Raw genomic sequence first — 12,792 nt, 5'->3', positions numbered from 1 at the left:
ACCGCGACGACCTCCGGCGAGCTGGCCGGGTAGTCGGTTTGGCCGCCGCTTTCGGTGCCCGCGTCACCCGTGGCGGCCAGTACCGCGACGCCGGGGTGGTTGTAGTGGGTCTCGGAGTCGGAGGGAACGGCGTTCTCGTGGTCGGAATAGCTGTTCGAGACGATCTTCGCGCCCAGCCGGACCGCGCTGTCGACCGCGGTGACCAGGTCGCCGTCGTCGTTGGTGTTGCCTTCGACGAGCAGGATTTTGCAGTCCGGGCACAGCGCGCTGACGGCGTCGACGTCGATGGCCATCTCGGTGGCCCACCCGGAGTCGGTCTGGGTGGGCAGCGTGCTCGTGCCGTCCTGGCCGACGACGGTCAGGCAGCCGCTGGCCTTGGTGCATGCGGGGAGTCCCCAGCGCGAGCGGAAGTCGCCGAGGTCCTTTTCGATGCCGGGGTCGTTGTAGGCGTCGACGATCGCGACGGTCGTGCCGCCGCTCTTCAGGCCGGTGACGCCGTAGGCCTTCTGCAGGTCGGTGGGGCTCATGGCGGCGGCGGGGCGGTCCGCGCCCGGCGCTACCAGCCGCACGACCTGGCACTTGGCGTGCCCGGCGGGTGCGGTGGCGCACGAGGCCGCGGCCAGCTGCGGCCCGGCGGCGGCGATGGCGGCCGGCGCGCACGTCGCCATCACCCCGGCGCCCAGCGCGAGAGCCGCGCCGGCGCCGGCCAGCCCTCTCATGGTCTTCGAAACACGCATCGTTGCGGGTCCTTCCTCGTTCGGTGCCTCACGGCGGCAGCCAGTGGACGGCACGGCCGGGCGCGCTAACCAGGAACAAGCGGAACAAGCCGGCGTTGTTCCGGTCCGGACCCGACGTTCGGGGGGTGCAGCGGCGGCCACGCCCGGAGCGACCATGGGGGAAGGCGATCACCACCGGAGGAGGCGCCCATGCCGGACACCGCGTCGTTCGGGATGACGCTGGTCAGGCTGCGCCGCGCGGCCGGGCTCACGCAGGAGCAGCTGGCGCAGCGCTGCGGGCTGAGCGCCCGCGGCGTCGGCAACCTCGAACGCGGGGACCGGCACCCGCGGCGGGTCACCGTCCAGCTGCTCGCCGACGGCCTGGACCTGCCCGAAGCCGACCGCGCGGAGCTGCTCGACGCGGCCCGCCGCAGCCGGCTCGAACGGCACGAGGGCCGGGCCCCGGCGATCCCCGCCGAGCCCGACCTCGTCGGCCGGGGTGCCGAACGCGCAATAGTCCACGACCACGTCGCCGGCGCCGGCCCGCCGCTGCTGGTGCTGACCGGGCAGACCGGCATCGGGAAGTCGCGGCTGCTGGCCGAGGCGTCGGCCCGCGCCCGCGCCGGCGGGATGGTCGTTCTGGCCGCGAGCTGCCCGCGTCACGGCGCCGAGCCCTACGCCCCGGTCGCCGACGCCCTCGCCCGCCGCGTCCGGGACCACCCGCGCGCCGGCGGCCCGCCCGTCGGCGGGCTGGCGTGGCTGCTGCCCGAGATGGGCACCGGCGAGCCGGCGCCGGCCCGGCCGCACCGGCGCGTCCTGTTCGCCGAGGCCGCCCGGTTCCTCGGCGCGTTGAGCGAGCGGACCGGCGCGCTCGTCGTCCTGGACGACCTGCACTGGGCGGGCCCGGACGCGCTCGCCCTGCTCGTTTCGCTGTTGCAAGACCTGCCACCCGGTCGCGTGCGGTTCCTGGCGGCCTACCGCGACACCGAGACGGCGCCGTCGGGCCCGCTGGCCGACGCGCTGCTCGACCTGGTCCGCCACGGCCTGCTCGCCCGGCTGCCCCTCGCCCCGCTCGCCGAGGCCGACGCCGGGGTCCTGCTGGACAAGTGCGCCGGCGAAGGTGTGGACGCTCCCGCCCGCGACCGGGTGCTGCGGCTGGCCGGCGGCCTGCCGTTGTTCCTGGTGCAGCTGGGCCACGCGCTCGGCGGCGGGCACGACGCGGCCGGCGAGCTGCCGTGGGGGCTGGCGCACGCCGTGCGGCGGCAGCTCGGGTCGCTGCCGCCGCCGACCGTCGACGTGCTGACCGTGCTCGCGGTGGGGCAGCACCGGCTGTCGGTCGCCGTGCTCGCCGCGGCGGCCGGCCTCGACCCGGATGACGTGCCGGACGTCCTGGCGCCCGCGCACGCTGTGCGGCTGCTCGACGAGAACGCCGACGGCGTCCGTCTCACCCACGAGCTGGTCGCCGAGGTGATCAACGCCGGCCTGCAGCCGAGCCGGCGGCACGTGCTGCACCGCCGGCTGGCCGACGCGCTCGGCCCGGCGCCCGGCGGGTCCCGCGCGGCGGCTGCGTACCACTACACGCACGCCCAGGACCCGGAGCGGGCCGCCCAGACGTTGCGGCACGCGGCCGAGCAGGCCGGCCGGCAGGCCGCGCACGACGCCGCGGCCCAGCACCTCGGCGACCTCGTGGCGCTGCTGGAGCGCACCGGGCCGCGCACGGCCGTCGCCGAGGCCGCCGAAGACCTGGCGAACGCCCTCGCGGCGGCCGGGCGCTACGACGCCGCGCTCGCCGCCGCCGAGCGCGCGCTGCTGGGCTATCGCGAAGACGGTGACGAAGAGCGGCGCCGGATGGTGATCGCCCGCATCGGCCACTTCCACTATCAGCGCGGCACCCCGCGCGAAGGGCTGGCCCTGCTCGCCCCGACCCTCGCCGACGACCGCCCGGAGGAGTCCACCGTGCGGCTCCAGCTGGCCCGGGCGGCGAACCTCTACCAGAGCACTCGCTACCGGGAGACCGTCGACGTCTGCACGGCCGCGATCGCCGCCGCGACGGCCGCCGGCGACGACCACGGCCTCGCCGGCGGCCACCTGCGGCGCGGGCTCGCGACGCGGCTGCTCGGCCGGAACGCGGCCGCGCTCGCCGACCTGCACACGGCCGCCGCCACCGCGGAACTGTGCGGCGACCGGGAAATCGTCGTCCGGGCCCTGACCGGCGTCGCGGTCGTCCATCACTACCGCGGCGACCTGGTCCGCGCCGACCGGCAGTACGCGCGGATCCTGCAGCTGGCTGAGGAGCTCGGCGACCGCGAGCTGCTCAGCCGCGCGGTGTGCAACCTCGGCGCCAGCGCGACCTACCTCGGGCATTGGCGGCTGGCGTTGCGGCGCTTCGACCGCGCGCTCGAGCTGGCCAGCCACGGCAGCTCGCCGATGTGCGAGTCGATGGCCCTGATCGGCCGGGGCACACTGCTTTCGGCGTGCGGCAGGCACGACGCCGCGCGCGAGGACCTGACGCGGGTGATCCGGCTGGGCCGCGACAGCGACAACATCGATCTCGTCCGCAACACGACCGCGCAGCTGGTCGAGAGCGACGTCCGCACGGGACGGCCGGAGCGCGGAGTGGCCAGGCTGACACCCTTGCTCGACCTCCCGGGAGAGCACACGTGGCAGCTGACCGACGCGTTGCCGTTCCTCGCCGAGGCCCAGCTCGCCGCGGGCGACCCGGTGACGGCGGCCCGGACGGCGAGGGCCGCGGCTACCCGGGCGGCGGCCATCGAGCACGGCATCGCCCGGACCGAAGCGCTGCGTGTCCTGGGAGCCGCCGCGGCCGCGCGCGGCGCCTGGCCGGAGGCGTCGGCGACGCTCGAGGAAGCACTCGGCCTGGCCGAGGCGGCGGAATCGCCGTACCTGACGGCCCGCGTCCACGCTTCCCGGGCGACGGCCGCCGCCGCCCGGGGCGACGAGCGCGCTGCGGCGACCGACCACGCAACGGCGGAGGACCTCTTCACGGCACTGCGCCGAGACGCCGGCACCACGGAGAACTGACTCGACAAACGATCGTGCGCCGGATCGGAGACGACGCCGGCGCCGAGCACGTCATTCCGCTGGCGATGCCCAGGTGCAGCTGGTCGAGCAGTTCGCCGAGGAAGCACGATCCGAAGTCCGGTCCGCGGCGGTCGGGTTGCTGCCGGAGCTGGAGCAGTACCGCGGCTGGCTCGCTATTCCTGGCCAGCAGTGGAGGCAGGCCGGAGCGCGCCTTGACCGCCGCGGCGCTTCCGCCGTCATCGCCGGCGAGCCGGAACGACACACCGGTCCGCGCCCCGGCATCATGACGCGATATGCACCTCCACCGCGAGGCAAATACGCTTGAGCCGATCACGCTGCCTTCGCATGAGCGCCCATTCGTGCCGCTCGGTCAACGGCGAACGCACTAGTCGCCGGGCCTGGCAGGGCGAAGGGGCCGCCTGGTTGAATTCACACGTCAACGGTTCTGGCGGAGGTTGCCGATGACCGCTTCGGCCATTTTCGCGACCCCGCCGCATCGGTCGTCGGCCCAGTAGTTGCGGGGCAGGTCCTTGCCGATGATCTCGAAGGTCAGCATCTGCTGGTCGGTGGCCTGGACGGCTACCGAGCAGTCGTCGGTGCTGCCGCGTTGGTGGTAGACGATGGCCGGCAGGCCATCGATCGACGTTTCGATCCACGGTTCGAACATGTCGGCTTTCCGCGCCGGCGACTCCGCCAGCTCGGTGAGGGTCCGCGGGCTCTTGGCCGGTTTCGACGCGGTGGCGTTCGCGCCGAGTGGTGCGACCCAGGAGCAGCCGTAGAGGGGCGCGGTGGCCTTCCTGAACGCGTTCACTTCGCCGGGCGGATCGGCGACGACAGCGGCTACCTGGTCTTTCGTCAGCAGGCTGCACGGGTCGGCGTCGAACTTGGCCAGGTCAAGGGGTTCGCCGACCTGGTCGAGTGGTAGTGGCGCACCGGTCTGGGCCGGGGCTGGCGGCTGGGCCAGCACGCGTTCGGGTGTCGACGGGCCACACCCGGTGAGGAGGCTGATCGACACGAGCGCGGCACAGCCGAGGGCCCGGGTCTTCATGCGGGAGCTGCCGTCGGGTCGACGCGCCATTGCTTTTCGTTGTCCATTCCGGAGTTGGCCGGCATCGGGGGCAGGTCGGGGAAGTCGGTGTCGCCCTGCACGAGCGCGGTGGCCTGGGCACGGAAGTCACCCAACGTGGACACGGCCTGGGCGAACAACCCGTTGATGGACGTGACGAGGTTCGCGAACGCATCCATGACCGCGTCGATGACTTCTTTGGACGTGAAGATGTCGACGATCGGGATCTCGGCGGTCGCGATCGCGACGATCATCTTGTACCCGAGCTTGCCGAGCTCCACCGCGCAGGTGCCGATGAACTCGATGGATTTGCTGTAGGTCTCGATCACGCAGCCGGCGATCCCGGAGAGAATCCCGGACATGCTGCCGACCACGTCCTGCTGGTCGCCGAGTGCTTTCCCGACGTTGCCGGCGTAGGTGGTGAACTGGGCGGCGGCGCGCCCGGTCCAGGTGCCGGCCACCGCCTGGACGGCGTTGTCGATGTCGTCGGCGGCGTCGGCGAGGGTGTGGTTTTTCGCGAACTCCATGGCCATGTCCTGCAGCTGGAAGGCGTTGCCGAGCAGCTTGTTGCGGACGTCGTCGAGCAGGCGGATGATTCCGTCGCGGCCGAGCAGCTCAGCAATCTTGCGGATCTTCTCGTCCGCGTCGTCGGGATACGGCTGCGGCGCCGCCGGCGTGGCGGTGGGTGCGCTCACGGGTCAGCCCGCGCCTTTCTCCAGGTCGCGCAGACGCTTGAAGTCCGCCTCGTCCTGGGTGTCGTAGTAGTCGGCCGCCTTGTCCAGCGCTTCGGCGAACTGCCCCAGCTGCATCGCGCCCCGGCCGGTCTTGTCGCGGATGTGGGCGATGGCGGCGTTGAACATGTCGACGACCCCGGCCTGGGTCCCCAGCATGCCGACGTCGCTGTCGTTCAGGCTCACCCGGCCCAGGTCCTCCTGGCCGAACTTGGTGACCTTGTCGCGGGCAGCGAAGACGTCGTCGGTGGCCGCGCGCAACGCCTGCGGATAGACCTCGAAGCCGGAGCCGGCCGCGGCGGTGCCGAACGGGTTGCTGAAGTTGCCCTCGCTCATCGGACCACCCGCCCGGCCTCATCGATCATCGCCGTGCGCCGGGCGGCCGCTGCTGCCTCGGCGCCGGCGATCGCGCGCAGGACGTGCCCGGCGAGGCTGGTGCCGGTCTGCCCGGCGACCGCGTCACGGACGAGATCGACCGACACCAGGCCACCGAGCCCGTCCACGGTCACGGTGCCGAGCCCGGCACCGATGTCGAGCACCAGCGGCAACGCCTCACCGGCCTTGGCTGCCTGCTCCACCGCAGCCACCCGCGCGTCGATTTCCTTAGCCAGGTAATGCAGCTGTTCCTCGGTTATCACCAGCGTCCACCGCCCGGCTCCGGCTCGTCGGTCAGGAAGTCCAGCTCCTCGAAGTTTTCCTCCACCGGCTCGGCCTCGCGCCGGGCCGGCGTCGCCGCCGCCGCCGGCCGCGCAGGGGCAGCCGGAGGGATCGGTGGGGGGACTTTGCCGAACAGGGCGTTCAGCTGCGGAAGCGCTGCAGCGCTGGCAGCGGCGCGCGCAGCGCGGATGGCTTCGACGATGCTCAGGCCAACCCGCTGAGCGTGCGCGCCATGCAGCGCCCGGTCCTCGATTCGCAGGTCGAGCAGCTTCCCCTGACCCGTGACCACGGCGGTGACCAGCCGGTCCCCCGAGCCGGCGGCGTGCCGGGCGGCGCCCAGCCGCGCGTCGAGCTCGCTGGCCTGCTGCTGCATCAACCGCACATCCCGCCTGGGCGCAGTCATGACGGCATCAGAAAGCCACGCATCCATCCCCCTACTCCAGGTCCCGCCAATGTGACGGAACGTGCCCCACTCGCACCTTACTGTGCGCCGCACAGGGCGCAACAACACCCCACGCCAACGTGCCCACATCACATCGATCGGCGATAAGGAGCCGCGAACGAGGCGGCACAGGCAGCCGGCAAGGCGTCGTTCGGGTCGTCGTTGCGACCGGCCACCGTCGTCCCCCACGGGCCGTCGTGCCGGGTGTCGGCCCGGTTTCTTCAGGGCTCCAGTCAAGCGCTCGGGCAGCTCGACTGGTGTCCACTCCCTCCACTCAGGACACCGGCGATGCAGTAACGCCCCGACGGCAAACCGCAGCGCTCGACCTCCTCGGTCAGGTCCAGCCGTAGAAAAGTGGACGTTTTCGGACTGGGCGCCCAGCCGCCACGACCTCGCCGAGCTGCCCTGATCATCATCGGCTAATCACTCTGGATAGGACAGTCCAACCCCGTGGCCGCTGGAGTCTCGTCGCCGTCACATAGCGGGTGTACATTGGAAGGAACCGGATCTTGGTGTGGCCTCCCCATGCATCGAGTGGCATGAGGACGGTGGACACGATGACGCTGCTGCGGCAGAACCGCGAACTGAAGCGGCTCGGGATCTGGAACTGGTCCCTACCCGCCTTCGCCGGGAAGCTACCGGACGGCCGCAACTACAATGCCTGCCCTTCGGCCGGAATCTGTGCGCAAGCCTGCTACGCCCGCAACGGCACCTACCTCTTCCCTCAGGTGAAAGCGCGGCACCAGGAAAACCTGCGCTGGACATTGGACGACCTGCCCGGCTGGCAGCACGCGATGCTGGATGAGTTGTCGCACAAGCGGTTCATCGATGCGTGGGTACGGATCCACGACAGCGGTGACTTCTACTCCCGCCAATACCTCACGGCGTGGCTGGACATCATGCATGCACGCCAACGCACCCGGTTCTACGCCTACACCAAAGAAGTCGCCGCGTTCCGGGACCTGGTAGAGCCGAACCCGCCACGGAACTTCTGGTGGGTCTACTCCTACGGCGGCACCCAAGGCTCCACATTGGACCCAGACGTGGACCGGGTCGCCGACGTCTTCCCCGACGAACAATCCATCACCGCCGCCGGCTGGCACTCCCAAGAGGAATCCGACCTGCTGGCCGTACTCGGACCGACCCCGGTCGGGATCCCGGCGAACAACATCGCGCACTTCAAGGCCCGCCAGGCCGGGCGCCGGTGGAGCCGCTGGCAGGCCGGTGTCGAGGCTGCCCGCGCCGCCCGCCGTACCGGCACCCAGCCGACCACAGCGGCCGGCGACGACCAGTCGGGTACGTCCGCAGGCCCACGGTAGCGCCGCCCGGGACCACGGCGGCTGCCTGCTGCTCGCCCGTGCGGCCCAGGTGCAGCGCCGCCGTGGCCCCGGTCCGCGCTGTCACCGGCTCCACGACGTGCCACCCGGGACGCCGGATCGCCGCGACCACGGCACTGGCAACCGGATCGGCGCACCGCCCGATCGAAAGGAGACCCAGGAGATGTCGAACGAGTTGATGCCGTATCTGCGTGCGGTCGCGGAGGTTCTCGGCGAGCCGTGGCGTGCCGTCACCTCTCGCCGAGTCGGTGAAGACGCGGCGCTCGTCGGCCCCGACGGCGGGTGGATCGGCGTGACCGTCTCCTCCAGCGGATCGGGGGAGCGTCTGGTGCTGGAAGCCTGGCTGGACTCCGAACTCAGCCCCCATCAGCCCACCGGAATGGTCCGGCCGTCAGCGACCGTGGCACGGGCCCGCCCCGCCGTCGCAGTCGGCAAGGACCTGGCCCGGCGGCTGATCCCGAACGTGGTCGAGCTGATCGCTGCAGCCCGGGACCTGGCGCACCGGCGCGCGAGCGACGCCGCCGACCTCTCCAGCGTTCTCGCCGCGATCGGGGCGGGCTTCGGCACCACCCCGGCGGCCGGGGCGAACACCGTGTCGGTCGGTGCCTACGGTCAGCCGCTATTCGCGACCGCGCAGGTGCTGCAGCCGTTCTGGCGTGGCCGCCAGCGCCGGGTGCGGTTCAGCATCGACGCCACCGTCGAGAACGCGCTCGCCCTGGCCGCGCTCGTCGGTGAACGCGCCGCCGCCGACCACACCGCGCCCGCCGCGCCCGACAGCTGCCGCTGACCTCCGTCGCCGCAGCCGCCGCACACCCCCGGACTCCGGCGCCCTCCCTGGCGCCGGAGTCCTTTCTTCTCCCCGGAAGGACGACACCATGAAGGCCCTTACCCGTGTGGTCACCCTCGACAGCGGCTCCCAGGCCCGGATCGTCGACATCCGCGCCAACCTCGGCGTCGGTGACGCCACGCTGCGCGTGCACGGCCTCAGCCTGACGGTCTCGCGTGAGACCCGCGACCGGGTGCGCCCGGCCATCCGCAACAGCGACCTGTCGTGGCCTGAGGGTGTCGTGCACCTGACCGCGTCCACCGCGCACCCGCGCTCCGACGTCGATCTCGCCGCCGCGGCCGCGGCGCTGCTGGTCACCGAGGCGGTGCCGGCGCGGCGGCTGACTGCAACGGCGCTGATCGGCGAACTCGGTCTCGACGGCACCGTCCGCCCGGTTCCCGAGCTGCGGACGCGGGCGATCGCGGCCGCCGAGGCCGGGTTCATCCACCTGGTTGTGCCTGCCGCCAACGCTGCCGAAGCCCGCGACGTCCCCGGCCTCACCACCGTCCCCGTCGCCTGCCTGAACGACCTGGTCAGCTGGCTGCGAGAAGGACCCACCCCGGCCGGGCGGCCCGAATCGCGCGAAGGAGCATCGCCTACCGCGTCGTGGAGTCCTGAAGCTTGGGCCCGGCTGTCGCCGACGGCGGTCCGGGCCGCCGCAGTTGCCGCGGCCGGCGGTCACCACACCCTGCACGTCGCGGCTCCCGGCACCCCGGTCCTCCTGCTGCCACGGTTGATCCGGGCGCTGATGACCGACCTCTCCGACACCGAGGCGCTCGAGGCCAGCACGTGGCGCTTCCTGGCCGGCGAACCTGCCCCTGACCGCAGCGAGCACCTCCGGCCGCCCGGAGTTTCCCTGCTGCCCGACGACACGATCGCCGCGGTAGCCAGATCACTCAGTCGCCCGGGACTGCTGACGCTGGCCCACCGCGGCGTCCTGACCGTCGAGAACCTCACCGAGTTCTCCGCCCGCATCGTCGAAGTGCTGCGCCCGGCGCTGGAACACGGCACGATCGGCATCACCGCCGCAGCAGGCGCCGAAACCCGCCCGGCCGGCGCACGCATGGTGTTCACCGCCCGCGACTGCCTCTGCGGCAGCGTCCGGACCAAGACGTGCCGCTGCACCCCGGCGCAGCGTGCGCGCTACCTCGCCCGGATCCCGCTGTGGCTGCTCGACCGCGTCGACCTGTTCCTGCAGGAGGTCACCGTCGCCTAGCCCGATCCGTCGCTGCCGTCCCTGGAGTCGCTGCGCGACAGTGTCGCCCGAGCCCGGGAACGCGCGCGCTACCGATGGGGTGCCGCACCGGAACCCGGCGCCAAGATCGGCTATACGAAAGTCGTCGCCGGCCTTCCCGCCAAGGCAGTACGGGAGCTGGATGATGCGATCCAGCAGGGCCGGATTACGTACCGCACGGCAGTGCGGTGCCTGCGGCTGGCTTGGACACGTGCCGACCTGGACGGCCGGGCGCACCCGGACATCGCCGATATCTGGCTGACGCTCTCCCACCGCAGCGGAATGCTGGGCCTGCTGCGGAATCCGGCTCCGAGGTGAGTTGCACCAACAGGTGAGGTGTGGGCAAGAGCCCGATGGCGACAAGCCCGCTGCGACGGGGCCTGAGCGGAAGGTGAGGAAAGCGTTGCTGCGCTGAGAAAGCGGTTGCGGGTGTTCCGGTCGGGGCCGACGCACTCTAGCGGAGCCTGGCGTCAGCGGAAGCCCGCCCGATCACGATCTCTGCTGCCGGTCGTGCGGTTGGTGCGGGCTTGCCGCCGACGCGGGCGGCCCCGCTGGGGCGAGTGCGTCCCGACCGGGACGCCCGCACTCCGCTTCTCCTTCACCGCGACGCGGTGATGGAGAAGGAGGTGGTGCGGGGTTCGTGGCCGGTCACCGGATTCGACTCCGGTGACCGGCCGGCCCGTGTGAAGGAGCACCTTCGTGACCAGCACGATGGATCTGCCGACCCAGCGCGACACCGACAACCCCACGACCACACCGGACACCGACCTCCCACCGTCCGACCTGGACGGTGCCGCCTCCGACGGCGACACGTCCTCGACCGACGTCGAGGACACCCCGCTCGACGAGCTGCCCGACACCGAACGCGCGGCGCTGCACGCGACGTGGGACACCGAGATCGACACCGTCCAGCACGTCGACCCGCACACGGTGCTGCTCGCCGAGAACGTGCGCACCGACAACGCCGAAGCCGACAAAGACACCACGGCGAACTTCAAGACCCACGGCGTCAAGACCGCGGTCAACGGCTACCGCGACTACGACACCGGCGCCATCGTGGTCACCGAAGGGCAGCGCCGCGTCCTCAACGCCCGCGAAGCCGGCTGCACCGTACCGGTCTGGATGAAGACCCCGCCGCCGGCCGACGAGCGCAAGGCCACCATCGAGCGGATCGTCAACCAGCTCATCGAGAACGACCCCGCCCTGCGCAGGTCCCTGACCCTGGCCGACACCGCTCGCGCGCTGCAGCAGCTCGCCGCGTTCAACCTCAAGCCCGCCGGGATCGCCCGCAAGCTCGCTCTGGGCACGAAGGGCAAGACCTACGTCGAGAACGTCCTGCAGGCCGGGCAGAGCGAACTGGCGCTCAAGGCCGCCGAACGCTACGACCTCGATCTGCTGCAGGCCGCGGTCATCGCCGAATTCGACGAAACCGGCGACACCGACACCGCCAAGGAACTCATCCTCACCGCGCGTACGGCGCCGAACAACTTCGCCCAGCTCGCCGAGCGCAAGCGCACCGAACGCGCCGACAAGCAGCGGCTCGCGGCCCTGACCGAGGACCTCACCGAGGAACTCACCGCCGCGGGCGTCACGATCTTCGACGACAGCCTGCCCGGGCACGACGGGGACGCGCGGTCGCTGGACCGGCTGCGCCCCACCCCCGAGGACGAACCCCACACCGAGCTGAGCGCCGAGGACCACGCGTCCTGCCCGGGACACGGCGCCTGGATCGAGACCGACCACCACGACGAGCAGGGCAACCAGATCCCGGTGGCCGTCTACGGCTGCGCCGACTTCCTCACCCACGGCCACGCCCTCAGCTACGCCCCGGCCGGCCGCGCGGACTTCACCCCCGCGTCCACCATCACCGGCACCGCGGTCGACGACGAATCGTCCGACGACGAGGCCGCGGCCGAGGACGAGGACGCGGCCGATGAGGTCGCGGCCGCGCGTGCCGCCCACGCCGCCGCCGAACTCGACCGCCGGAAGGCGGCGATCATCCGCAAGTGGGTGATCCAGAACAACAAGGACTGGGACGCCTCCGCGGCGCCGCGCCGGGAATGGCTCGCCGGGCTGGTGCAGCGCAAGACCGCGCCGCAGGGCGCGCAGCTGTTCCTGGCGCTGCAGAAGGCGCACGGCGGCTACGAGCTGCGGCGCGCGTTCGAGCGCAACCACCCGCTGGCCATGAAGCTGATCGGCCTGCAGGTCGGGGCCACGCTGGCCGACCTGACCGCCAAGGTCGCCAAGGCCCCCACCGCGGGGAAGGCCACCCTCTACGACCTGTTCCTCACCCTCTGCGCGATCGAGGCGGACCTCTCCCGCAACACCTGGCGCACCCCGTGGGACTCCGCCCAGGCGTACATGGCCGCGATCATCGGCTGGGGCTACCCGGCCTCCGACGTCGAGCAGAAGGTGATCGACCCCGAATCCGAGCAGGAGGTCATCGCCGCGCAGCTCGGAGACCTCGCCACCGACCCGCCGAGCGACGGCGGCACGACCGCCGAGGGTGACGAGGCCGACGGTGCCGAGGTCCCGGACGACGCCGACCACGCCGAGATCGAGGCCCGCACCGCCGTGGTCGACGACCTCGACGACGGCGTCGACGACGCGGGCGCGGACGACCAGAGCGGCACAGAGACCGACCACGCCGATGGCGACGACGCCGCCGGCACCGGTCCGGAACCGGTCGAGCAGGACACCAAGGCCGAGGCGGAGCTGATCGGCGCCGCGATCTAGCCGCC

At 72.1% G+C, this 12,792-nt stretch carries 12 protein-coding genes and 1 pseudogene; 7 read left to right on the top strand and 6 right to left on the bottom strand.

Annotated features, from left to right (window positions below):
* Window positions 1–737, bottom strand: a pseudogene (locus ACLJPY_RS49910) (hypothetical protein); the annotation flags it as partial.
* A 189-nt stretch (window positions 738–926) separates the two neighbouring features.
* Here ACLJPY_RS49910 and ACLJPY_RS49905 point away from each other — a divergent pair.
* Together ACLJPY_RS49905 and ACLJPY_RS49900 are read left to right on the top strand one after the other, a co-directional pair.
* On the top strand, window positions 927–3,758 hold the full coding sequence (locus ACLJPY_RS49905) for an ATP-binding protein (protein ID WP_410598050.1): 2,832 nt from the start codon (window positions 927–929) through the stop codon (window positions 3,756–3,758).
* Between the two features lie 73 nt (window positions 3,759–3,831).
* On the top strand, window positions 3,832–4,083 hold the full coding sequence (locus ACLJPY_RS49900) for a hypothetical protein (RefSeq protein WP_410598049.1): 252 nt from the start codon (window positions 3,832–3,834) through the stop codon (window positions 4,081–4,083).
* 111 nt (window positions 4,084–4,194) lie between these two features.
* Here the strand turns inward: ACLJPY_RS49900 and ACLJPY_RS49895 are convergent, their stop codons facing one another.
* The 5 genes from ACLJPY_RS49895 to ACLJPY_RS49875 are packed head-to-tail and all read right to left on the bottom strand — an operon-like array spanning window position 4,195 to window position 6,642.
* Window positions 4,195–4,806 (bottom strand): DUF3558 domain-containing protein, encoded by a 612-nt coding sequence (locus tag ACLJPY_RS49895; RefSeq protein ID WP_410598048.1) that lies wholly within the window; start codon window positions 4,804–4,806, stop codon window positions 4,195–4,197.
* Window positions 4,803–5,519: a hypothetical protein gene (locus ACLJPY_RS49890; RefSeq protein WP_410598047.1), complete on the bottom strand. Its 717-nt coding sequence runs from the start codon at window positions 5,517–5,519 to the stop codon at window positions 4,803–4,805. The genes ACLJPY_RS49895 and ACLJPY_RS49890 overlap by 4 nt, the downstream gene beginning before the upstream one ends.
* A 3-nt stretch (window positions 5,520–5,522) precedes the next feature.
* Window positions 5,523–5,891 (bottom strand): hypothetical protein, encoded by a 369-nt coding sequence (locus ACLJPY_RS49885; RefSeq protein ID WP_410598046.1) that lies wholly within the window; start codon window positions 5,889–5,891, stop codon window positions 5,523–5,525.
* The gene (locus tag ACLJPY_RS49880; protein ID WP_410598045.1) at window positions 5,888–6,193 is read right to left on the bottom strand and encodes a hypothetical protein; all 306 of its coding nucleotides are present in this window, start codon (window positions 6,191–6,193) and stop codon (window positions 5,888–5,890) included. Before ACLJPY_RS49880 ends, ACLJPY_RS49885 begins: the two co-directional genes overlap by 4 nt.
* A complete protein-coding gene (locus ACLJPY_RS49875) occupies window positions 6,190–6,642 on the bottom strand; it encodes a YbaB/EbfC family nucleoid-associated protein (protein ID WP_410598044.1) in 453 nt (150 codons plus the stop codon). Before ACLJPY_RS49875 ends, ACLJPY_RS49880 begins: the two co-directional genes overlap by 4 nt.
* A gap of 569 nt (window positions 6,643–7,211) precedes the next feature.
* Between ACLJPY_RS49875 and ACLJPY_RS49870 the strand changes: the two genes are divergently transcribed.
* From ACLJPY_RS49870 to ACLJPY_RS49850, 5 genes are all read left to right on the top strand, one after another.
* Complete coding sequence (locus tag ACLJPY_RS49870) at window positions 7,212–7,973, top strand: GP88 family protein (protein ID WP_410598043.1); 762 nt, start codon at window positions 7,212–7,214, stop codon at window positions 7,971–7,973.
* 97 nt (window positions 7,974–8,070) lie between these two features.
* The gene (locus ACLJPY_RS49865; RefSeq protein WP_410598042.1) at window positions 8,071–8,778 is read left to right on the top strand and encodes a hypothetical protein; all 708 of its coding nucleotides are present in this window, start codon (window positions 8,071–8,073) and stop codon (window positions 8,776–8,778) included.
* An 88-nt stretch (window positions 8,779–8,866) separates the two neighbouring features.
* The gene (locus ACLJPY_RS49860) at window positions 8,867–10,033 is read left to right on the top strand and encodes an ATP-binding protein (protein ID WP_410598041.1); all 1,167 of its coding nucleotides are present in this window, start codon (window positions 8,867–8,869) and stop codon (window positions 10,031–10,033) included.
* 12 nt (window positions 10,034–10,045) lie between these two features.
* Complete coding sequence (locus ACLJPY_RS49855) at window positions 10,046–10,369, top strand: hypothetical protein (protein ID WP_410598051.1); 324 nt, start codon at window positions 10,046–10,048, stop codon at window positions 10,367–10,369.
* Window positions 10,370–10,750: 381 nt separating this feature from the next.
* Window positions 10,751–12,787, top strand: coding sequence for a ParB/RepB/Spo0J family partition protein (locus ACLJPY_RS49850; protein WP_410598040.1), 2,037 nt, complete (start codon window positions 10,751–10,753; stop codon window positions 12,785–12,787).
* The last annotated feature ends 5 nt before the right edge of the window (window positions 12,788–12,792 follow it).

The organism is Amycolatopsis sp. lyj-23, assembly GCF_046549135.1.
GTDB lineage: Bacteria > Actinomycetota > Actinomycetes > Mycobacteriales > Pseudonocardiaceae > Amycolatopsis.
The sequence above is the reverse complement of the archived record's forward strand: the minus strand, read 5'-3'. Positions and strand labels throughout refer to the sequence as shown.

Bases quoted from the DNA above. Each gene is read 5' to 3' on its own strand.
- ACLJPY_RS49860 (WP_410598041.1), top strand. From the start codon at position 8,867: ATGAAGGCCCTTACCCGTGTGGTCACCCTCGACAGCGGCTCCCAGGCC.
- ACLJPY_RS49905 (WP_410598050.1), top strand. From the start codon at position 927: ATGCCGGACACCGCGTCGTTCGGGATGACGCTGGTCAGGCTGCGCCGC.
- ACLJPY_RS49885 (WP_410598046.1), bottom strand. From the start codon at position 5,891: ATGAGCGAGGGCAACTTCAGCAACCCGTTCGGCACCGCCGCGGCCGGC.
- ACLJPY_RS49870 (WP_410598043.1), top strand. From the start codon at position 7,212: ATGACGCTGCTGCGGCAGAACCGCGAACTGAAGCGGCTCGGGATCTGG.
- ACLJPY_RS49875 (WP_410598044.1), bottom strand. From the start codon at position 6,642: ATGGATGCGTGGCTTTCTGATGCCGTCATGACTGCGCCCAGGCGGGAT.
- ACLJPY_RS49895 (WP_410598048.1), bottom strand. From the start codon at position 4,806: ATGAAGACCCGGGCCCTCGGCTGTGCCGCGCTCGTGTCGATCAGCCTC.